The sequence below is a fragment of the Pseudomonas sp. CFBP 13710 genome, from assembly GCF_014842235.1.
Lineage (GTDB): Bacteria > Pseudomonadota > Gammaproteobacteria > Pseudomonadales > Pseudomonadaceae > Aquipseudomonas > Aquipseudomonas baltica.
Map to the genome: position 1 here is coordinate 1 of NZ_JACYVJ010000013.1, position 21,976 is coordinate 21,976.

Below are 21,976 nucleotides of genomic sequence, written 5' to 3' on the forward strand. Positions count from 1 at the left end.
CTGCAACGGTTGCTGAACGCCCTTGAAGTTTCTTGATGATCAGGAAGTGCGTGCTATGCCTGCTCCATTTTCTTTGCGCTCTGCAAAGCGTTTGTCTGTGTCCCGTTCTATGTGGCCCGTATTGTCGATAGGCGTACTGGTATCCAGCCCGCTGTCCTTGGCACAGGCCATTTTCGCGCTGAAATGTAGCAATCACATAGCGAGAGTTCTCGGTAGTCATAACCCAGAATCGCCCTTCTTTCTCCACTGACACTACGTCGGATGTCCGGATCAAGTGGCCATCTTCGAATAAGCCGTTCGCTTTTCGACGTACGTGATCGAAAACAATGCCAACGCCAGTACGCGAGGTAATGAAAACCCGCAGAGGTAGGCCGTGACGGGAGCAGAGAATGCCTGTTCCTTCGCCTTGACTAGGCGTCTGAGGTCGAAGCAGGTGTGGCGCTTACTGTAAAACATGAGGTCAATATTGTTGTTCGTCTGAGTCTTCATGGGTTCTGCGTCCGTCGTAAAGGCTTTTACCAGGAATCTGCCACGCAACCATGTCTGCTGATTTCATGCGCATTTTTTGGTATTCCCTAGGCAGCTTTGATCATGCTCGATTGGAAAATGCGACGAAGGTTTGTTAGCAAATCAGGCCGGAAATCTGGGTTGTGTGAGTTGTGATAAACCGTTCCACTCTCGACCTCGAGCAGGCAGGCTTCGCATCCGGTACTGTCCATGCCAACGGTGACCTTCGCCAGCGGTTCCATGCTCCAAATACCCTTGGCGTTCATGTGTGACGGCGTAACCACCTGGATGTCAGTGATGAAGGCCTGCTCGTCTTGGGCCACCAGCATGCGCTGGAGTTTTTGCTCCCCCTCGACCATGAATGCGATCTCAGTGCTACGGCCATTTTCCACGGCACGTACGGTGAGGTGGTACCAGTGCGTTTTAAGCAGTCGCGACACGGAGTGCCATTGGGAAACGCCTTCACCGAACATTCCGGGTATCCCGATCAGGTCAGCGTCTTGTGTTCTGAACATGTGTTGCCCCAATTCTCTAGGCCCATAAATTGGCCCAGCATTTAGCCAATGAGTGATGCTTAGCAGATCGAAAATATCGCTTCGATAGAAGCAGGTTTGCGTTGACCTGGCCCAACCAAAACGTAAATCGTGTTCCGCGTGGCGAAAATGAAGCCTTCTTTGAACGTGGTGCCCATACTTGAACGCACCCAATCACCTGGCTCGAATCTTCTCTGCTCGTCGTGCAAGACTTTGTGGGCAAACAGAAACATGGGTTGGCAACCAGCAGCGATCACGTTGGCTCGCTCGTCGTCGGTGACGATGGCGTCCAGAATGATCCATTCTTGAACGGCGCATAGGGGCAGGTGTTTGTAATGTTCTCGAGCAGCGAGGAGCACATCTTCAAGGGACAGTTCAGAGCCAACCAAGGCAACCCCACTTTCGCCCAGCAGCCCATCTTCGAGCCCTCTTTCCATCTGCTGCGTCCCCGCCAATAATTTCACATAAATTGACGATCCAGATCCAAACCGCCATCCGTATAACTATATCTCTTTGCTTGGCGGCAGGCAAACGCGGCATACCACTCGTTTATGGGGAATTTGCGATGTCGCTGCGTTATTCCTTTGCAGCATCCCTTCAGTTGCTACGCACTCGTAAAGGGCTGTTCCAAGAGGACATCGCCAATGTAGGCGGTTCGGTGTCCCAACCTCATGTAAGCAACCTAGAGCTCGGAAAAAGTGCGGTGACCCTCGACTCGAGCTATCAGCTAGCAGCCGCACTAAATGTGGAGCCGATCACCCTCCTCGCGCTAACCGTTGCCTCCCACAAACACGTAACAGCTCGGGAGATGCTGCTGGCTGCGCTTGCGGAGCTAGATGCCCTGGAACTGGCTGACGCGAGCCTGCCAACGAAGCCAGAGGCATTGCCACGCCATGGGACGGATAGCGCCAGAAAGAAGTTGGAAGCGGTTCATGATTTGAAGAAGAGAGGATTTACCCAAGCTCAGGCAGCGAAGGAGCTGGGGATACCGGAGAGCACGCTTCGCCGACTATGGCACCGAGAAAGCTAGGCTTGGTGATACGACGAGACGGCTTAAGATAGGAATGTAAACCGCTAAGTGCCCGAGTTTATTGGATTTGTGGATTTACGGATTGGGTGAAAGAGCACAAGTGGAGCACAAATCTCTGTAGTGTGCGAAAACGTGTTTACATTCGCACCAAATTTTTTGCTGACGAGCGGTGGTTTACGTAAAGCAGCGTTTTGGTGCTAAGATAAAATCACTAGCGACTCGCCCCACTCTACAAGCCCTGTTTTTCCTAGGGTTTAGCGAACACGGGGCGAGCTAAGCGCAATGTCCCGTCGGTTTACGTTCTTCCCCCTTCCAAAACAAATTATTGGTGAACCGATCGCACAACACCACCGCGCCACGCGCCAGCGCCGGGCGAATCACCTGGGCCAGGTGTTGCGCGCGCGCGGCGAACATCAGCAGCAGTTCGGTATCCACGCACATGGTTTCATCGCTGGGTGCCAGCAGCAGTTCGCGGATACGTTCGGCCAGGGGCGTGCCGCCCGGCTCGCGGGTCAGCACCACGTCCAGTCCGCTGGCGCGCAGACGCTCGGCCAGGTACTCGCGATTGGTACTCTTGCCCGCGCCTTCCGGCCCTTCCAGAGTGATGAATAAACCGGTCACAGGGTGTCCTTGCAAAGTCATGGAGCAGGTGCCTCGACGGCGTCCGGCTTCTCTTGTGGCTCGTGCGTACCGGTCTCTGTCGGCGCCGCGGCTGGCGCGGGGCTCGAGCGATAATCGGCGCGGCGTTTGAGTTGGTATTCGCGCACGGCGTTGTTGTGGGCATCCAGATCGTCGGAAAAGACATGGCTGCCGTCGCCGCGCGCGACGAAATACAGGCTGCTGCCGGGGACCGGGTTGAGCGCGGCATGAATCGCCTCGCGGCCCACCATGGCAATGGGCGTGGGCGGCATTCCGGCGATCACGTAGGTGTTGTAGGCCGTCGGCTCGCGCAGGTCGGCGCGGGTCAGCTTGCCGTTGTAGCGCTCGCCCATGCCATAGATGACGGTCGGGTCGGTCTGCAACAACATGCCCGTCTTGAGACGACGTACGAAGACCCCGGCGATCTCGCCGCGCTCCTGGGGCACACCGGTTTCCTTTTCCACCAGCGAGGCCATGATCAGCGCCTGGTAAGGCTCGCTGTAGGGTGCGCTGGCGGCGCGCTCGCTCCATTCGCTGGCCAGCACTTCTTCAAGACGGGCGTAGGCCTGCTGAAGCAGCTCGACATCGCTCATGCCACGCACGTACTTGTAGGTGTCAGGGAAGAATCGACCTTCGGGGAACGCCTTGGGGTGGCCGATGCGCGCCATGACCTCACTGTCGCTGAGCCCGCCCAGGGTCTGCTCGAGCTTGTCCTGACGCGCCAATGCCGCGCGCACCTGACGGAAATTCCAGCCTTCGACCAGGGTCAGGCTGTACTGCACCACCTCGCCGCGCTGCCAGACGTTGAACAGGTCGTTGACGGTCATGCCGGGCGTCATGCGGTATTCGCCGGTGTGCAGGGGCTGTCCGGCACGGTTGAAGCGCCAGTACAGGCGCAACCAGAATGCATCGCGCAGGGTGCCCGCCGCCTGCATGCGCAGGATCGTGCCGCCGGGGGTTGCGCGGTTGGGCACATCGAGCAGCTGTTCTTGAGCCACGGCCAGAGGCTGGTTCAAGGCACTGTCGACTTTCCAGGCCGCCACGCCCGTCGCCAGTGCGGCAACAACGATGAGCGTTTCCAGCAACAGCAGAAATTTACGCTTCACAAATCAGGCATCCAATAGCGCGTGGGCAATGCCTTGCAGTTTACGGGTGAGCGGTCCCGGCGACCACCTCAGCGACGTGAAAGCGCGCACCGGCCACACGCCGTAGACACTGTTGCAGACGAATACTTCGTCGGCCCGTGCCAGGTCCGCTGGCCACAGGTCACCCACGGACACCTGCAGACCCAGCGTCGCGGCTTGCTCCAGCAGTTCGGCGCGCATCACTCCGGCCACGCCGCAGCGATGCAGCGCGGGCGTGTGCAACACCCCGTCGACCACCAGGAACAGATTGCTGTAGACCCCTTCGACGAGGCGCCCGGACACGTCCAGCATCAAACCTTCGGCAAAAGCCGGGTCGCTCCATTCGGCGCGGGCCAGTACCTGCTCCAGGCGATTGAGGTGCTTGAGTCCGGCCAGCAAGGGTTGCTCGGCGAGCCGCGTGCTGCACGGGTAGAGTTCCACACCCTGCGCGCGGTGCGTCTGCGGATAGGCAGGGCTGGGAGAACCTTGCAGAATGCGCCGCGCCGCGGCCTGCGGATCAGCGGCATAACCGCGCGCACTGTCACCGCGAGTGACGATCAACTTGAGCACGCCCTGACCCAGTGCCGCCGCATAGCGCACGACCTCGTCGCGCAACACCGCCAGTTCGGCTACGATCGCCAGACGCTGGCAGCCCAGCGCAACGCGCGTCAGGTGACGGTCCAGCAGCACCGCGTGGCCATTGCGTACGGCAATGGTTTCGAACACACCATCACCGTAGGCCAGGCCCCGACTCTTCAGGCCCAGCGCATCGCCTGGCTGCCCGTCGAGCCAGGCCTGCATCAACCGGGAAAGCGCCGGAACACCAGGGAACCGTTGGTTCCACCGAAACCGAACGAGTTGCTCAGCACCACGTCGATCGGCATGCTGCGCGCGGTGTGCGGCACGAAGTCCAGGTCGCAGCCCTCGTCCGGCTCGTCCAGGTTGATGGTCGGCGGCGCCATCTGGCTGTTGATGGCCAGCACACTGAAGATGGCTTCGACGGCACCGGCGGCACCCAGCAGGTGACCGGTCATCGACTTGGTCGAGCTTACCGCCAGCTTGTAAGCATGGTCGCCGAACACGGTCTTGATGGCGCTGACTTCGGCCAGATCGCCCGCCGAGGTCGAGGTGCCATGGGCATTGATGTACTGCACCTGGTCGGGCGTGATGCCGGCATCGCGCAGCGCATTGGTCATGCAGCGTGCCGCACCGGCGCCATCTTCAGGCGGCGAAGTCATGTGGAACGCATCGCCGCTGGTGCCGAAACCGATCAGCTCGGCATAGATGGTCGCACCACGCGCCTGGGCGTGCTCGAGTTCTTCGAGCACCAGCGCGCCTGCGCCATCGGACAGGACGAAACCGTCGCGGCCCTTGTCCCACGGACGGCTGGCCCGGGTCGGCTCGTCATTGCGCGTGGACAAGGCACGCGCCGCGCCGAAGCCGCCCATGCCCAGCCCGCAGGCGGCCATTTCCGCACCACCGGCGATCATCACGTCAGCCTCGCCATAGACAATGTTGCGCGCGGCCATGCCAATGCAATGGGTGCCGGTGGTGCAGGCGGTGGCGATTGCGTAGTTGGGCCCCTGCGCACCGAGGTGAATCGACAGGAAACCGGAAATCATGTTGATGATGGAGCCAGGCACGAAGAACGGCGATATCCGCCGTGGCCCGCTGTCGTGCAGGATGCGGCAGGTTTCTTCGATATTGGTCAGGCCACCGATGCCCGAGCCCATGGCCACGCCGATACGCTCGCGATTGGCATCGGTGACTTCAAGGCCCGCGTTGCGTACTGCCTGGAAACCCGCGGCCAGGCCATACTGAATGAACAAGTCGAGCTTGCGTGCCTCCTTGACCGAGAGGTATTGCTCGACATCGAACCCCTTCACCGAGCCGCCGAAACGGGTCGAATAGGCCGACAGATCCGTATGTTCGATGGGACCTATGCCACTGCGGCCGGCCAGGATGCCCTGCCAGCTGCTCGGCACGTCGGTGCCCAGCGGTGACAGCATGCCCATACCTGTGACCACGACGCGTCTACGCGACACAGCACTCTCCTTATTCTGGAAACATCACCGCGCGGCCGTCTAAAGAAAAAACCGCACGCCAACGAAGGCAGTGCGGTTTTCCATGACAAGCAACGGCGATTACAAAACGTTACGCCTGGTGGGCGGTGACGTAATCGATGGCAGCTTGAACAGTGGTGATTTTCTCGGCTTCTTCGTCAGGAATCTCGGTTTCGAATTCCTCTTCCAGAGCCATCACCAGCTCAACGGTGTCCAGGGAATCGGCACCCAGATCTTCAACGAAGGAAGAAGTGTTGTTGACCTCCTCCGCTTTGACGCCCAGTTGCTCGGCGACGATCTTCTTGACGCGTTCTTCGATGGTGCTCATACCTTGTTTTCACTCCTAATGGACATATGTCAGGCGGCTGGCCGGTACGTAAGTTTATAGAAGAAGCTCGGCTTTTCAAACTGAAAGCGTCACTGCGACCCCACGTAAGCCCGCCACCTAGAATTCGGATGCAGCTTTATAACGGATTTTGGATGCCGGGTAAGACATTTTTTTGAAGCAATCCGTCACATTTTCATTTACATGTACATGCCGCCGTTCACCGGGATTGTAGCCCCTGTGACGTAGGCTGCACCGTCGGAAGCCAGAAAACCGACCACTTTGGCGATTTCGTCGGCCTGACCCAGGCGACCCAGCGGAATCTGGCCCTGCAGCGCTTCGCGCTGTGCTTCGGGCAGTTCGCGGGTCATGTCGGTGTCGATGAAACCGGGCGCCACCGAGTTCACGGTGATTGCGCGCGAGCCGACTTCACGTGCCAGGGCACGACTGAAACCCTCGAGACCGGCCTTGGCCGCGGCGTAGTTTACTTGGCCGACGTTGCCCATTGCACCTACAACCGAACCAATGCTGATGATCCGGCCCCATCGCGCTTTGGTCATGCCACGCAATACGGCCTTGGACAGGCGGAACAGGCTGTTGAGGTTGGTATCGACCACATCGTGCCATTCGTCGTCTTTCATGCGCAGCATCAGGTTGTCGCGGGTGATGCCGGCGTTGTTGACCAGAATCGCCGGGGCGCCGAACTGCTCCTGGATCTTGGCCAGGGTGGCAGCCACCGACTCGTCACTGCACACGTTCAGCTCCAGGCCGGTGCCTTCGATGCCGTGCTCCTTGAGCGTGGCAGCAATGCGTGCGGCGCCGCTTTCGGAGGTAGCGGTGCCGATGACGGTGGCGCCCATGCGACCCAGTTCCAGGGCAATCGCCTGGCCAATGCCACGGCTTGCGCCAGTGACCAGTGCAACTTTACCTTGCAGGCTCATGCAAGTTCTCCTTGATCAGGCTTGCGCCGCGCGGGTGGCGGCGAAGGCTTCGGGGGTGTTCAGGTTGTCGGTGCTCACGCCCTCGGCGCAGCGCTTGTTGAGGCCGGCCAGGACCTTGCCCGGTCCGCATTCCACGAGACGCGGTGCGCCCTGGGCGGCCAGGTATTGCACGGTTTCAACCCAGCGCACCGGCTTGTACAACTGCTCGAGCAGGTCGCGCTTGAGGGTGTCGAGATCGGCCGGCACAGCGGCGCTGACATTCTGCACGACCGGAATTTGCGGCGACTGCCAGTCGATGGCATTGACCGACTCGGCGAAACGCTCGGCAGCCGGTTTCATCAAGGCACAGTGCGACGGCACGCTGACCGGCAACGGCATGGCGCGCTTGGCGCCCTTGGCCTTGCACAGTTCGATGGCACGGGCAACGGCTTGCGCCGAACCGGCAATCACCACCTGGCCCGGAGAGTTGAAATTGACCGCGCTGACCACGTCGCCCTGGGCCGCTTCGGCGCAGGCTGCCAGCACATCGGCGTCTTCCAGGCCAAGAATGGCCGCCATGGCCCCCTGCCCGGCGGGAACCGCTTCCTGCATCAACTGGCCGCGACGCTCCACCAGCTTGACCGCATCGGCCAGTGACAGGCAGCCTGCGGCCACCAGCGCACTGTATTCGCCCAGGCTGTGGCCGGCGACATAGGCCGGACGCTCGCCGCCCTCGGCCAACCACAGGCGCCAAAGCGCGATGGAAGCGGCAAGAATGGCGGGTTGCGTCTTGTCGGTCTGGTTGAGGCTTTCGACCGGGCCCTGTTGAACCAGCGCCCAGAGGTCATAGCCCAAGGCGTCGGACGCCTCCTTGAAGGTGTCCATGACCAAGGGGTACTGCGCACCCAGCTCGGCCAGCATGCCGAGCGACTGGGAGCCTTGCCCCGGGAAAACGAATGCGAGGGATGCAGACATTGAACAAGCCCTTGTATGATCTTGTTGCCAGAAAATTCGACGCCGGAAGCGTGTCCGGCGCACTGAACTGACAGTTGGATAACGTACACCTGCCAGTGGTCACATTTAAGCACCTCTGGCCGCGCACGCCTAAAGCAGCCTCTGCGCCAGCTGCCCATGCAGGCGTCGCGGCAGGTTTTCGCGAATCTCGTCGCGCGCCCGGTCTATCGCACACTGCAGCCCTTCCACGCCAGCGGCGCCATGGCTCTTGACCACGATGCCCTGCAGGCCGAGCAGACTTGCGCCGTTGTAGCGCGCAGGCGCCAGGTCGGCCTGCAGTCGCTTGAGCAACGGCAGGGCCAGCACGCCCGCGGCGCGCGCCATCAGGCTGCTGCGAAACAGCGCCTGCACGCGCTCGGCGAACATGCCGGCCAGGCCTTCGTTGGATTTGAGCAGGATATTGCCGACGAAGCCGTCGCACACCACCACATCGGCCTCGCCTCGAAACACGCCGTCGCCTTCGATGTAGCCGGTATAGTTCAGGCCCTGCGCCTTGCGCAACAGACTGGCGGCAAGCTTGACCTGCTGGTTGCCCTTGATGTCCTCGGTGCCCACGTTGAGCAGCGCAACCCGCGGCCGCTCGACGCCCAGTGCCTGGGCCGCGACCGAGCCCATCACGGCGAACTGATACAGGTGCTCGGCACTGCAGTCGACATTGGCGCCCAGGTCCAGCAGCTGGCAGTACCCTCCCCGTGTCGGGATCGCGGCCATCATGGCCGGGCGGTCGATGCCCGGCAGGGTCTTCAGCAAGTGCCTGGACAAGGCCATCAGAGCCCCGGTGTTGCCGGCGCTGACCACCGCCTGAACCTGCTCGTCACGCAGCAGCTCGAGCGCCACACGCATCGACGAATCCGGCTTGCCGCGCAACGCCTGGGACGGGCGCTCGTCCATGCCGACCACTTCACCGGCGGCAGCGATGTGCAGGCGTGAGCGATCCATTGCCGGCTGGCTGGCAATCAGTTCTTCGAGGAGTTGAGGGTGACCGACGAGGGTCAGGTGCAGCGAGGGCGTAGCTGACAGGCAGGCAAGGCTGGCCTGAACAATGCTGCGGGGACCGAAGTCCCCGCCCATTGCATCAATCGCGATGGACTGAGCGGACAAGATTTACTCGTCAGCGCCCTTGTCGATCACTTTACGGCCACGGTATACGCCTTCTGGCGATACGTGGTGACGCAGGTGCACTTCACCGGTGGTCTTTTCGACCGACAGGGTGCTTGCCTCGAGTGCGTCGTGCGAACGGCGCATGTCACGGGCAGAGCGGGATTTTTTGTTCTGCTGAACAGCCATAATTGATTAACTCCTAAACGTTTGGGTCACGCTTTAACTGCGCCAATACACTGAACGGGTTGGACCGCGTTACCTCGTCCTCGCTCGGATCGGGATCATCTGCTCCCGCCGGCTGCTGGCATTCTTCCGGATGATGAGCAGGCACGATAGGCAAGGCGAGCAACAGCTCCTCCTCGACCAGCGCCTGCAGATCCAATGGATCTTCGCCCAGTTCCAGCACGTCATAACCTTTCGGTAACGACTGGGTGTTCGCACCCTCCTTCACCACGGCATAACTGCATTCGCTGTGGATCGGCAGGGTTACCAGCTCAAGACAACGCTGGCAAACCATCTTGACTTCGACGTCCAGGCAGCTGTGGATGACCACGGCCTTGCGTTCGTCTCGCTCGAAAATGAATTTGGCCTGCACCGTACCGACGGTGTCGGAAAGCGGGTCGCAGAGTCTCTCCAAATCGGCCAAGAGCAGCGAACCTTCTAGGGTTACGCCACGATCTGCCAATTTGCGCGGGTCAACGTGAGGTGGAATCGGGTCATTCAACATAGGCGCAGCATTCTAGGGACGACCCCCTCACCTGTCAAAGGAAATTCAGGCCCAAGTGCATGATAGAGTGGCCGTTCATCCACAGGAGCCTGCCATGCCTGCTTTGCTACTCGCTTCCAGCTCCCCCTACCGCCGCGAACTGCTGGCGCGGCTTCGCCTGCCGTTCACCTGCGCATCGCCCGACATCGACGAAAGTCACCTGCCAGACGAGCCGGCCTGCGCCCTGGTCAAACGCCTCGCCGAGCAGAAAGCCCGGGCGCTGGCCGCGCTGCATCCCGGGCATTTGATCATTGGTTCGGACCAGGTTGCAGTGCTCGCAGACAGGGTTCTGGGCAAGCCTGGCGGCTTCGCACAGGCGCGCGAGCAATTGCTGGCTGCCAGCGGCCGGTCCGTCACGTTTCTGACCGGGCTGGCGCTATTGAATGTCGTAAGCGGCGAGTGCCAGGTCGATGTGGTGCCGTTCACGGTGCACATGCGCCCGCTATCGGCCGCTGCCATCGAACGCTACCTGTTGGCAGAGCAGCCTTATGACTGCGCCGGCAGCTTCAAGGCCGAAGGGCTGGGTGTGACCCTGTTCCAGAGCACCGAAGGTGCGGACGCCACCAGCCTGGTGGGCCTGCCGCTGATTCGCCTGGTGGACATGCTGCTCAAGGAGGGTGTGCAACTGCCTTGAGCCTTGCGGGGGTGATTACTGCCGCTTTCGCGGGCAGAGCCCGCTCCCACAAGCGCAGGAGCGGCCTTCTGTGGGAGCGGGCTCTGCCCGCGAAGAGGCCATCGACAGCGCTGCAACGACTCAGCGCAGGCTCGGCCCCTGGAATCCCATCCACATCGCGATCTGATCGGCAACGCTGGCACCGAACTTCTTCGAGAAGCGGTCGAGCGGCGATTCCTTCACGGTGAAGTCGACCATGTCCTTGGCGCCGATCACGTCGCGGGCAACCATGCTGCTGCTGCCCAGCGCGTCGACCAGACCCAGTTGCAGTGCCTGCTCGCCCGACCAGATCAGCCCGGAAAACAATTCGGGATGCTCTTTGTCTTTGAGTCGGTCACCACGGCCGGCCTTGACGCTGTCGATGAACTGCCGGTGGGTGGTCGCCAGCACGCCCTTCCAGAACTCGGTCTCATCGGCACGCTGCGGCTGGAACGGATCCAGGAATGCCTTGTGCTCGCCCGAGGTATAGGCACGGCGCTCGACGCCCAACTTTTCCATGGTGCCGACGAAGCCGTAGCCGGCCGCCGTCACGCCAATGGAACCGACCAGGCTGGATTTGTCGGCGTAGATCTCATCCGCGGCGCTGGCGATGTAATAGGCCCCGGACGCGCCGAGGTCGGCAATGACCGCGTAAACCTTGATGTCCGGGTGCTCACCGCGCAAGCGACGGATCTCGTCGAAGACGTAGCCGGACTGCACCGGACTGCCGCCAGGGCTGTTGATGCGCAAGATCACGCCCTTGACCTTGGTGTCTTCGAATGCACTGCGCAGGCTGCCGACGATATTGTCCGCGCTCGCGGCTTCCTTGTCGGCAATCACACCGCGCACGTCGATCACTGCGGTGTATCCGGACGCACTGCCGCTCGTGGCCTTTTCCATATCCAGCAGTGGCGAGAACAGGAAGATCGCGCCGAACAGATAGATGAACGTCAGCAGCTTGAAGAAGATGCCCCAGCGGCGAGCGCGGCGCTGTTCCTGCACACTGGCCAGCAGGGTTTTTTCGAGCAGTCGCCAGCTTTTTTCATCACCTATGGGCGCGCTGTCTTCTTCACTGCGTGGAGCTTTCCATTGATCGGACATTCTCTACCTCTTGTTCAGGCTGATACGCGACGACTGTCGAGCCACGCGGGCAATTGGTCGAACGATTCGATGCACACCTGCGGTTCGTATTGGCGCAGCACATGCAGCGGCAGGGCGCCGTAACCGACGGCCACGCTGTGCATGCCGGCATTGCGCGCCATCAATAGATCGAACGAGGCATCGCCGACCATCAGCGAGCGCTCAGGCACCGCCTCGCAGTGGCTCATGATCTGCTCGAGCATCAGAGGATGGGGCTTGCCGCGGGTTTCATCGGCAGCACGGGTGATGTCGAAAAAGTCTTCCCAGCCATGCGCCTTGAGCACTCTATCCAGCCCGCGCCGCGCCTTGCCGGTTGCCACGGCCAGGCGATAGCCCTGCTCGCGAAACCCGAGCAAGGCTTCGCGTACACCGGGAAACAGCGCAGACGGCGTGGCGTCGAGGGCCATGTAGGCAGCGGCGTAATGCGCGCGCATGGCCAACACCTGCGCTTCGTCGAGCTGGGGATACAGCACGCCGATGGCTTCGGACAGGGCCAGGCCGATGATACCCTTGACCGCTTCGTCACTGCACGGCGGGTAGCCGGACAGTGCCGCGGCGGCGTGCATGGCCTCGACGATCCGGCCTATGGAGTCGCACAGGGTGCCGTCCCAATCGAAGATCAACAGCGAGTAATCAGCTTGCACTCAGGCGCTCCACGGTCCGGGCCCAGACTTCGTCGACCGGCGCCTCGACTTTCAACTCACCGCCATCGGGCAGCGGCACCGTCAAGGCATAGGCGTGCAGGAACAGACGCTTGCCACCCAGCTCGCGAATCTCCTTGGAGAAGTTTTCGTCGCCGTACTTGGTGTCGCCGGCAATCTCGTGCCCGGCATGCAGGGCGTGTACGCGGATCTGATGGGTGCGCCCGGTGATCGGGCGCGCCTCGACGATGGTCGCGAAGTCGCCGAAGCGGCGCAGCACCTTGAACAGGGTCAGCGCTTCCTTGCCTTCTTCGTTGATCTCGACCATGCGCTCGCCCGAACGCAGGTTGCTCTTGAGCAGGGGCGCATTGACCTGCTTCTTGGCGGTCGCCCAATGCCCACGCACCAACGCCATGTAGCGCTTGTCGACACCGTCGCCACGCAGCGCCGCGTGCAGGTGGCGCAGCATGGAGCGTTTCTTGGCGATCATCAGCAGCCCGGACGTGTCGCGATCCAGGCGATGCACCAGTTCGAGCTCCTTGGTGTCAGGGCGCAACTGGCGAAACGCTTCGATCACGCCGAAGCTCAGGCCGCTGCCGCCATGCACGGCAATGCCTGCCGGCTTGTTCAGCACGATCAAGGCCTTGTCTTCGTAGACAATGGCATCTTCGAGCCGCTGCAGCAGCCCTTGCGCAACCGGCACGGGCGCGTCGCGCTCGGGCAGGCGCACCGGCGGCACGCGTACGATGTCGCCGGCCTGCAGCTTGTATTCCGGCTTGATGCGCCCCTTGTTCACCCGCACTTCGCCCTTGCGCAGGATGCGATAGATCAAGGTTTTCGGAACGCCCTTGAGCGCCGTGATGAGAAAGTTGTCTATGCGTTGGCCGGCAAGTTCCGGCGCAACCTCGATCAGCTGAACGCCGGAGGTTGGGGGAGTAGTAGTCGTCATGGCCGCGATCATAACAATTTTTTATGGATTTGAAGCACTTAATGATTGCTGCTATAGTCGCGAACGCCGCCATAAGCGGCTGGGCAGCGGACAAGCGGTTATGAACCGGCCCTGACCAACGCAATTCTCGAGGACGCGAGGCCGTCCTACGGGGCTTTTGCCAGTTACGGAGTGTTTGAGGGCAACGCCGCGCAGGTGCGAGAAAACCGATGAAAGCCCAGGAACCCCGGCATACCGGACACCTTCCTGCCTTTTGTTCGACGCCACTTACGCTTTGCAGTCGTCCTTACCCAGTTCAGGTACAAGCTTCGGAAACCCAATGCCTTAGTCATACAGGGCGAACTTTACGAATTGAAGTTCGCGATATTGCCAACCCGTTGCGGATTCAGCGCGCGGCAGCACCCGAATTATCAGGGATACGTGTAGGGTGGAGATGCACAACCGTCGGACCGTGTAGTACCGCGTCACGGCAGGAAGCAGCCTCAGGCACTTCTGCCATGCCGGTCTTGAACAAGACGCTCAAGGGCGTCCACGCCAGACGATTGATTCCTCCTCCTGACTGAGTGCTTTTGACACCACAGCAAGCAGGACGCGTCGTCGCGGTTCCGCCCCTGTTGGGCAGAAATCGCTGGACACTGCAGTGGCCTAGGCCCTGTTGACGCACCTGACACCGACCGTGAGAAGTCGTGTGTGCCGAACGCCGTTTCCGGCAGCCCGGAAACCGACGGTACTACATGAAAAGAATGCTGATCAACGCAACTCAACCCGAAGAGTTGCGTGTTGCCCTTGTAGACGGCCAGCGCCTCTACGACCTGGACATCGAGTCAGGCGCCCGCGAGCAGAAGAAGGCCAACATCTATAAAGGCCGCATCACTCGCATCGAACCCAGCCTTGAAGCCGCCTTCGTCGACTTCGGCTCGGAACGCCACGGCTTCCTGCCCCTCAAGGAAATCTCCCGCGAGTACTTCAAGAAAAACCCCGAAGGCCGCGTCAACATCAAGGAAGTCCTGAGCGAAGGCCAGGAAGTCATCGTCCAGGTCGAGAAGGAAGAGCGCGGCAACAAGGGCGCTGCCCTGACCACGTTCATCAGCCTTGCCGGTCGCTACCTGGTACTGATGCCCAACAATCCGCGCGCCGGTGGCATTTCCCGTCGCATCGAGGGTGAAGAGCGCAACGAACTGCGCGAAGCACTCAATGGCCTGGTCGCTCCTGCCGACATGGGCCTGATCGTTCGCACGGCCGGCCTTGGCCGCAGCAGCGAAGAGATGCAGTGGGACCTGGACTACCTGCTGCAGCTGTGGACCGCGATCAAGGAAGCCTCGCTGGACCGCTCCGCACCTTTCCTGATCTACCAGGAAAGCAACGTCATCATCCGCGCGATCCGCGACTACCTGCGCCAGGACATCGGCGAAGTGCTGATCGACAGCGTCGAAGCCCAGGACGAAGCCCTGACCTTCATCCGCCAGGTGATGCCGCAGTACGCCAGCAAGATCAAGCTGTACGAAGACAGCGTGCCGCTGTTCAACCGTTTCCAGATCGAGAGCCAGATCGAAACCGCTTTCCAGCGTGTGGTCGAGTTGCCTTCCGGCGGTTCGATCGTCATCGATCCGACCGAGGCACTGGTGTCCATCGACATCAACTCGGCGCGCGCCACCAAAGGCAGCGACATCGAAGAAACGGCCCTGCAGACCAACCTCGAAGCCGCTGAAGAGATCGCTCGCCAGTTGCGCCTGCGCGACATCGGCGGCCTGATCGTCATCGACTTCATCGACATGACGCCGGCCAAGAACCAGCGCGCCGTGGAAGACAAGGTCCGCGAGTCGCTGGAAGCTGACCGCGCTCGTGTACAAGTGGGCCGCATTTCCCGCTTCGGCCTGCTGGAAATGTCCCGTCAGCGCCTGCGTCCCTCGCTGGGCGAGAGCAGCGGCATCGTCTGCCCGCGCTGCAGCGGCACCGGCATCATTCGCGACGTCGAATCGCTGTCGCTGGCCATCCTGCGCCTGATCGAAGAAGAAGCCCTGAAGGACCGCACTGCCGAAGTCCGCGCCCAGGTGCCGATTCCGGTCGCAGCGTTCCTGCTCAACGAAAAACGCAACTCCATCACCAAGATCGAACTGCGCACTCGTGCGCGCATCGTGATCCTGCCGAACGATCACCTGGAAACGCCGCACTTCGAAGTTCAGCGTCTGCGTGACGACAGCCCGGAAGCGCAGAACAGCCAATCCAGCTACGAAATCGCCGCTGCCGAAGTGGAAGAAGTGCTGCCGGTTGCCGCCACGCGCACCCTGGTCCGCCAGGAAGCCGCAGTGAAAACCGCGCCGACCCGCGCCGCCGCGCCGGTCGTAGCCGAAGAAGCTGCCCCCGTGGCTGCGGCAGCGCCTGCCCCCACTCCTGCTCCGCAGATCGCCGAACCCAGCCTGTTCAAGGGCTTGGTCAAGTCGCTGGTAAGCCTCTTCGCCACCAAGGAAGCGCCTGCTGCACCTGTGGTCGTCGAGAAACCCGCTGCCACCACCACCGAGCGCCCGGCGCGCGAAGAGCGTCGCAACGGTCGCCAGCAGAGCCGCAACCGCAGCAGCGGTCGCCGCGACGAAGAACGCAAGCCACGCGAGGATCGCGCACCGCGTGAAGATCGCGCTGCCCGTGAAGACGCACCTGCCGCCCGTGAAGAGCGCCCTGCCCGCGCACCGCGTGAGGAACGCCAGCCGCGCGCACCACGTGAAGACCGTCGCCCACGCAATGGTGGCGACGACGCTCCACGCGTCCGTGAACTGCGTGAGCCGCTGGACGCTCCAGCCGCACGCGAAGAACGCCCGGCCCGCGAAGAGCGCGCGCCACGTGAAGAACGTGTCGTCCGCGAGGAACGTGCTCCGCGCGAAGAACGTGCGCCCCGCGAAGAGCGTCCGGCCCGCGAAGAACGTGCACCGCGCGAAGAGCGTCCGGCCCGTGAAGAACGCCAGCCCCGCGCTGCGCGCGAGGAGCGTGTCGATCATCCGGAAAACCCGGCGGAGACCGAAGTCGACAATGCCGAAGAGGCACTGACCAACGAGGAACTGCTGCAGGACGACAACCAGGACAGCAACGACGGCGATCGTCCGCGTCGCCGCTCCCGTGGTCAGCGTCGTCGCAGCAACCGCCGCGAACGTCAACGCGATGCCAACGGCGACGTGATCGAGGGCTCGGAAGAGTCGAACGAATCGACCATCGAAGGCGAGTCGAACGGTGCAGCCCTGGCCGCCGGCGTTGCCGTCACCGCAGCGGTTGCGGAAAGCGCCATCAGTGCTTCCGCCGAAGCCCAGGCCCACGAGCAGGCCGAACAGGCCAATCGCAGCGTGCAGCCTGCCACCGGCGAAGGCACCGCCGTCGAAAGCGAAAGCCTGGCTGCACCGGAGATCGTCGCCACCGCGCCGACCGCCGAAGCGGCTGTTGAAGTGCCGGTAGACACTGCAGCAATTGCTCCGGCCCAGGCCCACAGCGAGCCCGAAGTCGAACGGCCTGCCACGGTCTCGGCGCCCGACAGCTGGGCTGCGCCTGCCAACGAAAGCGCCGCACCGGTAGTCGAGCAGCAGCCCGTCACCGAAGCAGCCAAGCCTGCCGAGGCCGTCGAAGCCGTCGAGCCTGCGCAGGAGTACGTCGCTGAGCCGGTGGAACTAACGCCTCCGTTCGACGCCACGCCAACGCCGGTCAGCCAACCTGGCGCCGACGTCGAAGTGGACGCACCGGTGGTGGTCGATCCTGCACAGGTCAGCGAGCCGACGCCTCAGCCTCGCGCTGCCGAGCCTGCCGCAGACGCACCGTGGTTGCCTGCCGAGCCTGCCTTGCACCACATCAGCGAACCGGCTGGCGCGGAACCAGTAGCCGCCGAGCCTGTAGTGGTCGAACCGGCTGCTGTCCTGCCGGTCGTCGAGCCGGTGCAGGCAAGCGAGCCTGCAACAGTCGTGGAGCCCGAGCCTGCTCAGGAAGTCGAACCGGCGCCGGCCCTGCCAAGCAATGGTCGTGCACCCAACGACCCACGTGAAGTGCGTCGTCGCAAGCGCGAAGCCGAGGAAGCGGCGAAAGTCGCTGCCTCGAAGCCCGACACTGAGGTATCCAGCGCCGCTGTCGCGCAAGATACCCAGGACGAGCCCAAGCCACTGGTGTAATCAGCCCGTGTGAATCAGCCCCCGTCGTGCAAGCGCCGGGGGCTTTTTCTTGCCGTTGGTGCAGGAATTCGGCCTGATTCGAACCTTAACGCATTTTAAGCGTTGACAGCCTTTCAACTATCTGTAGAATGCGCCTCCACAGACGCGGGATGGAGCAGTCTGGTAGCTCGTCGGGCTCATAACCCGAAGGTCGTCGGTTCAAATCCGGCTCCCGCAACCAAACATCGGAAGGGCCACTCTATAAACGGGTGGCCTTTTTCGTATGCGCTCGATAAAGCCCTCCGCCACGGCAACACGCCCTGCACACCTGCAATGTGAAAGTTGCTTTACAGTTCGCCACGCGTCGGTCACCGGTCGTGCGCAGGCGCTAGAATGGCGCGAATTATTTTTTCCACAGGGATTGGTACTTTGACGGGATCCCGGCATCCTGTTGCGCACAATCCAAGAGGTGATTGATGCGCTCTGACTTGCCCGATTCAACCGCTGTGGAACTCCCCCCCGCCGCTGCCGCTGCCAGTCCGATCAAGCCTGCGCGTGCCCGCTGGCTCGATCTGCTGAGCCGCTACCGGCAACCGGTGGGGCTGGCCGTTACCTTGTTGCTGTTCGCCATCGCGCTATTGGCCTGTCGGCACCTGCTCAGCGAGCTGGACATCTACGCCTTGCACGACTCGGTCCTGGCCACTCCGCCTGCCGCTTTGGGCGGGGCGCTGCTGGCCATGGTCTGCGGGTTCATCATCCTGCTGGGCTACGAATGGTCGGCCAGCCGCTATGCCAACGTCACCCTCCCCGCACGCACCCTGGCCCTGGGGGGGTTCACCTCGTTCGCCATCGGCAATGCCATTGGCCTGTCGATGCTGTCCGGCGGTTCGGTGCGTTATCGGCTGTACTCGCGATTGGGCGTGGGCGCCGGCGAAGTTGCGCGCATGACCCTGTTCGCCAGCCTTTCGCTGGGTTGCGCCCTGCCGCCGCTCGCTGCGGTGGCCACCCTCAGCAGCCTGCCCGCCGCTTCCATGGCCCTGGGGCTGTCACAGGGGCTGCTGGGGATGATTGCCGCAGTCGTGCTGGTACTGACCGCGCTGCTGGTACTGGGCGTCTATCGACGGCGCCTGGCCGAGCAGCCGCTGCCTCACAATCTGTTGGTGCGAGCGGGAAGTCGCACGCTGCGACTGCCCAGCGCACGCCTGACACTGCTGCAACTGGTCATCACCGCGCTGGACGTGGTGGCCGCAGCCACCGTGCTGTATCTGTTGCTGCCCGAAGCGCCGCCGTTCGGCGCTTTCGTGCTGATCTACCTGCTGGCGCTTGCCGCAGGCGTACTCAGCCACGTGCCTGGCGGAGTCGGCGTGTTCGAAGCGATCCTGCTGGCGGCGTTCGCCGATACCCTGGGCGCCGCGCCGCTCGCCGCGGCCCTGCTGCTGTACCGCCTGATCTATGTGGTGTTGCCGATGCTGGTGGCGTGCGTGGTGCTGCTGGCCAACGAAGCACGCCGCCTGTTTTTCGCTCAGCAGGCGATTCGCGTGGCTTCCGGGCTGGCCGCGCCGATATTGGCGGTGCTGGTGTTCCTCTCCGGCGTGGTGCTGCTGTTTTCCGGTGCCACGCCTGAGATCGACACCCGCCTGCAGGACCTGGGCTTCCTCATTCCCCATCGCCTCATCGACGCCTCGCACCTGGGCGCAAGCCTGGTGGGCGTGCTGTGCCTGCTGCTGGCCCAAGGGTTGCGCCGACGCCTGTCGGCGGCCTGGGTATTGACCATGGTGCTGCTGCTGGCGGGCGCCGTGCTGTCGCTGCTCAAGGGCTTCGACTGGGAAGAAGCGTCGTTGCTGTGCATGACCGCACTGCTGCTCGCGGTGTTCAAGCGCTCGTTCTACCGACCCAGTCGCCTGCTGGAGGTGCCGTTTTCGCCGCTGTACCTGATCGCCAGCGTGTGCGTGGTGGGCGCGTCGATCTGGTTGCTGTTCTTCGCCTACCAGGATGTGCCCTACAGCACCAAGCTGTGGTGGCAGTTCGCACTGGATGCCGATGCCCCCCGCGGCCTTCGCTCGGCCCTGGGCAGCGCGGTACTGTTGATCGTGGTCGCCCTGACCTGGCTGCTGCGCACCGCACGCCCGGTGATCCACCTGCCCACACCCGATGAACTGCAGCGCGCTGCAACCATCCTCAAGGCGTCGCACCAGCCCGATGGTGGCCTGGCCCTGACCGGCGACAAGGCGTTGCTGTTCCACCCCAAGGACGAGGCGTTTCTGATGTACGCCCGCCGCGGGCGCAGCCTGGTGGCGCTGTACGACCCCATCGGCCCGACCCAGCCGCGTGCCGAAATGATCTGGCAGTTCCGCGACCTGTGCGACTTTCACCACGCCCGCCCGGTGTTCTATCAGGTCAGGGCAGAGAACCTGCCGTTCTACATGGACATTGGCCTGACCGCGATCAAGCTGGGTGAAGAGGCTCGGGTCGACTTGCACGCTTTCGATCTGGAAGCCAAGGGCAAGGAGATGAAGGATCTGCGCTACACCTGGAACCGCGGCGGCCGCGACGGCCTGTCCCTGGAGATCTACGAGCCCGGCCAGGCACCGCTGGACGAGCTCAAGGTCATTTCCGACGCCTGGCTCAGTGGCAAGAACGTGCGCGAAAAGGGTTTTTCGCTGGGTCGCTTCAGCCCGGAATACCTGAACCATTTTCGTATCGCGATCGTCCATTTCGAGGGCAAGCCGGTGGCGTTCGCCAACCTGCTGGAAACCGACAGCAGGGAGCTGGCCAGCCTGGACCTGATGCGCGCGCATCCCCAGGCGCCCAAATTGACCATGGAATTCATGATGGTAGGCTTGATCCAGCACTACAAGAAACACGGTTACGCTCGCTTCAGCCTGGGCATGGTGCCGCTGTCGGGCCTGCAGCCTCGGCGCGGCGCACCCCTGACCCAGCGCCTGGGTTCGATGGTCTTCAACCGTGGCGAGCAGCTGTACAACTTCCAGGGCTTGCGTCGCTTCAAGGACAAGTTCCAGCCGACCTGGGAGCCTCGTTACATGGCCGTGCCGGCAGGCCTTGACCCGCTGGTCGCACTGGCCGATACCGCCGCCCTCATTGCAGGTGGCCTGACAGGATTGGTGAAACGCTGATGATTCGACGTAACTGGCGCAAGTTGTTCGCCTTGATCGTGGTACTGCTACTGGCGGTAGCCGGTTATTACTGGTGGGCCACCCGCCCTGTCCCTGCGGCGCAGCTCAGCGCCCAACGCCTGAACAACGGCAGCGATGCCCGCGAAGTCGTCCCCGGCACTCGGACCAAGTCGCGAGTGGCGATTGCACTGCCTGCTGCCGAAGCCTTGACCGACAAGCAGCTGCTGGACCTGAGCCGGGATGCCTCGGCGCACATCGTCCAGGTGATCCTGCCGGAAACCGACTGCGGCCTGCAGCAGGCCGCCCTGGACGCTGCCATCAAGCGTCTCGACGGCGCACCGGACCTGGTGGCTGGCATAGGTCCGGGTGCGTCGCTGGCCTGGCGCTGGTTGGCCACCCAGGACAATGACAAGGCTCAGGCCGTGTCGGTGGACCTGAGCGTGGAGAAACCGGACGGCTGTCTGCCGGAGCTGCCGAAGAAGGCCGAGCATGGCCAGTGGATGGTTGCCTGGAATGACAACCCCGACGATGCCAGTGCGGCGTTCGTGCGTGACCAGCCCAATGCGCAGACTGTCATCAGCGACTACGACGTGAAGCTGCCGCAGGTGCTGAAGAACCAGATCACCGCCATCCTGGTCGGCACCGAGGGCACCCATCTGGCCATCCCGGTAGTCGAAGTGCCCGCCGCGCAGAGCAACGAGACCGTCAGCCTGTTCCTGTCGGGCGACGGCGGCTGGCGCGACCTCGACAAGGCGGTTGCCGGCGACATGGCGACGATGGGCTACCCGACCGTGGGTATCGACACCCTGCGCTACTACTGGGAACACAAGACGCCCGAGCAGAGTGCCGACGACCTGGTCGAGCTGATGCACTTCTACCGGCAGAAGTGGGGCGCAAAACGCTTCGTGCTGACCGGTTATTCGTTCGGTGCCGACGTGCTTCCGGCCATCTATAACCGCCTGCCCCCCGAGGCACAGGACAGCGTCAGCGCTATCATCCTGCTGGCGTTCGCCCGCAGTGGCAGCTTCGAGATCGAAGTCGAGGGTTGGCTCGGCAACGCTGGCAAGGAGGCCCCCACCGGGCCGGAAATGGCCAAGCTGCCGGCCGCCAAGGTTGTTTGCGTGTATGGCGAAGAAGAGGCCGACGAAAGCGGCTGTACCGAGGCGACTGCAGTAGGCGAGAAGCTCAAGCTGCCGGGTGGCCACCATTTCGACGAGAATTACCCGGCGCTGGCCAAGCGCCTGGTGCTGCAGATCGACAAGCGTACCGGCTCGAACTGACCGGGCTGCAAAAGCAAAGCCCCGGACCTGCGCAGGTACC

19 protein-coding genes, 1 tRNA gene and 1 pseudogene are annotated in these 21,976 nt (G+C 62.5%); 6 read left to right on the top strand and 15 right to left on the bottom strand.

Translation table 11 applies throughout. The annotated features are described in order from the left end of the window. Nucleotides 1-575: 575 nt before the first annotated feature. Together IFT44_RS19300 and IFT44_RS19305 are read right to left on the bottom strand one after the other, a co-directional pair. Nucleotides 576-1,022 (bottom strand): hypothetical protein, encoded by a 447-nt coding sequence (locus tag IFT44_RS19300; RefSeq protein ID WP_192051193.1) that lies wholly within the window; start codon nucleotides 1,020-1,022, stop codon nucleotides 576-578. A gap of 59 nt (nucleotides 1,023-1,081) precedes the next feature. Next, nucleotides 1,082-1,504 (bottom strand): DUF6957 family protein, encoded by a 423-nt coding sequence (locus IFT44_RS19305; RefSeq protein ID WP_342214298.1) that lies wholly within the window; start codon nucleotides 1,502-1,504, stop codon nucleotides 1,082-1,084. Nucleotides 1,505-1,605: 101 nt separating this feature from the next. On the opposite strand from IFT44_RS19305, the gene IFT44_RS19310 reads away from it, so the two are divergent. Then, the gene (locus IFT44_RS19310) at nucleotides 1,606-2,070 is read left to right on the top strand and encodes a helix-turn-helix domain-containing protein (protein ID WP_192051191.1); all 465 of its coding nucleotides are present in this window, start codon (nucleotides 1,606-1,608) and stop codon (nucleotides 2,068-2,070) included. Between the two features lie 324 nt (nucleotides 2,071-2,394). Here IFT44_RS19310 and tmk read toward each other — a convergent pair. From tmk to IFT44_RS19360, 10 genes and pseudogenes are all read right to left on the bottom strand, one after another. Then, nucleotides 2,395-2,691, bottom strand: a pseudogene (gene tmk / locus IFT44_RS19315) (dTMP kinase); the annotation flags it as partial. A gap of 17 nt (nucleotides 2,692-2,708) precedes the next feature. Then, complete coding sequence (mltG, locus tag IFT44_RS19320) at nucleotides 2,709-3,815, bottom strand: endolytic transglycosylase MltG (protein WP_192176440.1); 1,107 nt, start codon at nucleotides 3,813-3,815, stop codon at nucleotides 2,709-2,711. A gap of 3 nt (nucleotides 3,816-3,818) precedes the next feature. Then, the gene (gene pabC / locus IFT44_RS19325; RefSeq protein WP_192102482.1) at nucleotides 3,819-4,634 is read right to left on the bottom strand and encodes an aminodeoxychorismate lyase; all 816 of its coding nucleotides are present in this window, start codon (nucleotides 4,632-4,634) and stop codon (nucleotides 3,819-3,821) included. Further along, nucleotides 4,634-5,878 (bottom strand): beta-ketoacyl-ACP synthase II, encoded by a 1,245-nt coding sequence (gene fabF / locus IFT44_RS19330; protein WP_122476489.1) that lies wholly within the window; start codon nucleotides 5,876-5,878, stop codon nucleotides 4,634-4,636. The genes pabC and fabF overlap by 1 nt, the downstream gene beginning before the upstream one ends. A 109-nt stretch (nucleotides 5,879-5,987) precedes the next feature. Continuing rightward, the gene (gene acpP, locus IFT44_RS19335) at nucleotides 5,988-6,224 is read right to left on the bottom strand and encodes an acyl carrier protein (RefSeq protein ID WP_043185221.1); all 237 of its coding nucleotides are present in this window, start codon (nucleotides 6,222-6,224) and stop codon (nucleotides 5,988-5,990) included. Between the two features lie 197 nt (nucleotides 6,225-6,421). After that, the gene (gene fabG / locus IFT44_RS19340; RefSeq protein ID WP_122476491.1) at nucleotides 6,422-7,162 is read right to left on the bottom strand and encodes a 3-oxoacyl-ACP reductase FabG; all 741 of its coding nucleotides are present in this window, start codon (nucleotides 7,160-7,162) and stop codon (nucleotides 6,422-6,424) included. Between the two features lie 15 nt (nucleotides 7,163-7,177). Next, nucleotides 7,178-8,116 carry an ACP S-malonyltransferase gene (gene fabD / locus IFT44_RS19345; RefSeq protein ID WP_192052824.1) on the bottom strand — a complete coding sequence of 313 codons (939 nt, stop codon included), beginning with the start codon at nucleotides 8,114-8,116 and terminating at the stop codon, nucleotides 7,178-7,180. A 129-nt stretch (nucleotides 8,117-8,245) separates the two neighbouring features. Then, entirely contained in the window at nucleotides 8,246-9,256 is a 1,011-nt protein-coding gene (gene plsX / locus IFT44_RS19350) for a phosphate acyltransferase PlsX (protein ID WP_185794285.1), read from the bottom strand. A gap of 3 nt (nucleotides 9,257-9,259) precedes the next feature. Continuing rightward, entirely contained in the window at nucleotides 9,260-9,442 is a 183-nt protein-coding gene (gene rpmF / locus IFT44_RS19355; RefSeq protein WP_003179396.1) for a 50S ribosomal protein L32, read from the bottom strand. Nucleotides 9,443-9,455: 13 nt separating this feature from the next. After that, nucleotides 9,456-9,983 (bottom strand): YceD family protein, encoded by a 528-nt coding sequence (locus IFT44_RS19360; protein WP_122476496.1) that lies wholly within the window; start codon nucleotides 9,981-9,983, stop codon nucleotides 9,456-9,458. A 94-nt stretch (nucleotides 9,984-10,077) separates the two neighbouring features. Here IFT44_RS19360 and IFT44_RS19365 point away from each other — a divergent pair, with 94 nt between their 5' ends. Then, nucleotides 10,078-10,656, top strand: a complete 579-nt coding sequence (locus IFT44_RS19365; RefSeq protein WP_192102483.1) for a Maf family protein — start codon at nucleotides 10,078-10,080, stop codon at nucleotides 10,654-10,656. Between the two features lie 120 nt (nucleotides 10,657-10,776). Here the strand turns inward: IFT44_RS19365 and IFT44_RS19370 are convergent, their stop codons facing one another. Genes IFT44_RS19370 through rluC form a run of 3 tightly spaced genes read right to left on the bottom strand, consistent with a single transcriptional unit; the run spans nucleotide 10,777 to nucleotide 13,404 of the window. Then, the gene (locus IFT44_RS19370) at nucleotides 10,777-11,775 is read right to left on the bottom strand and encodes a S49 family peptidase (RefSeq protein ID WP_192102484.1); all 999 of its coding nucleotides are present in this window, start codon (nucleotides 11,773-11,775) and stop codon (nucleotides 10,777-10,779) included. Between the two features lie 14 nt (nucleotides 11,776-11,789). Beyond that, nucleotides 11,790-12,458 carry an HAD-IIIA family hydrolase gene (locus tag IFT44_RS19375; protein WP_192176441.1) on the bottom strand — a complete coding sequence of 223 codons (669 nt, stop codon included), beginning with the start codon at nucleotides 12,456-12,458 and terminating at the stop codon, nucleotides 11,790-11,792. Next, nucleotides 12,448-13,404, bottom strand: coding sequence for a 23S rRNA pseudouridine(955/2504/2580) synthase RluC (rluC, locus tag IFT44_RS19380; RefSeq protein ID WP_122476782.1), 957 nt, complete (start codon nucleotides 13,402-13,404; stop codon nucleotides 12,448-12,450). The genes IFT44_RS19375 and rluC overlap by 11 nt, the downstream gene beginning before the upstream one ends. A gap of 734 nt (nucleotides 13,405-14,138) precedes the next feature. Here rluC and rne point away from each other — a divergent pair. The 4 genes from rne to IFT44_RS19400 all read left to right on the top strand — a co-directional run bounded on the left by rne (nucleotide 14,139) and on the right by IFT44_RS19400 (nucleotide 21,936). Next, the gene (gene rne, locus IFT44_RS19385; RefSeq protein WP_446730965.1) at nucleotides 14,139-17,543 is read left to right on the top strand and encodes a ribonuclease E; all 3,405 of its coding nucleotides are present in this window, start codon (nucleotides 14,139-14,141) and stop codon (nucleotides 17,541-17,543) included. Nucleotides 17,544-17,686: 143 nt separating this feature from the next. Next, nucleotides 17,687-17,763, top strand: a tRNA-Met gene (locus tag IFT44_RS19390). Between the two features lie 235 nt (nucleotides 17,764-17,998). After that, the gene (gene mprF, locus IFT44_RS19395; RefSeq protein WP_192052820.1) at nucleotides 17,999-20,656 is read left to right on the top strand and encodes a bifunctional lysylphosphatidylglycerol flippase/synthetase MprF; all 2,658 of its coding nucleotides are present in this window, start codon (nucleotides 17,999-18,001) and stop codon (nucleotides 20,654-20,656) included. Further along, complete coding sequence (locus tag IFT44_RS19400) at nucleotides 20,656-21,936, top strand: virulence factor family protein (protein ID WP_192176442.1); 1,281 nt, start codon at nucleotides 20,656-20,658, stop codon at nucleotides 21,934-21,936. Before mprF ends, IFT44_RS19400 begins: the two co-directional genes overlap by 1 nt. The last annotated feature ends 40 nt before the right edge of the window (nucleotides 21,937-21,976 follow it).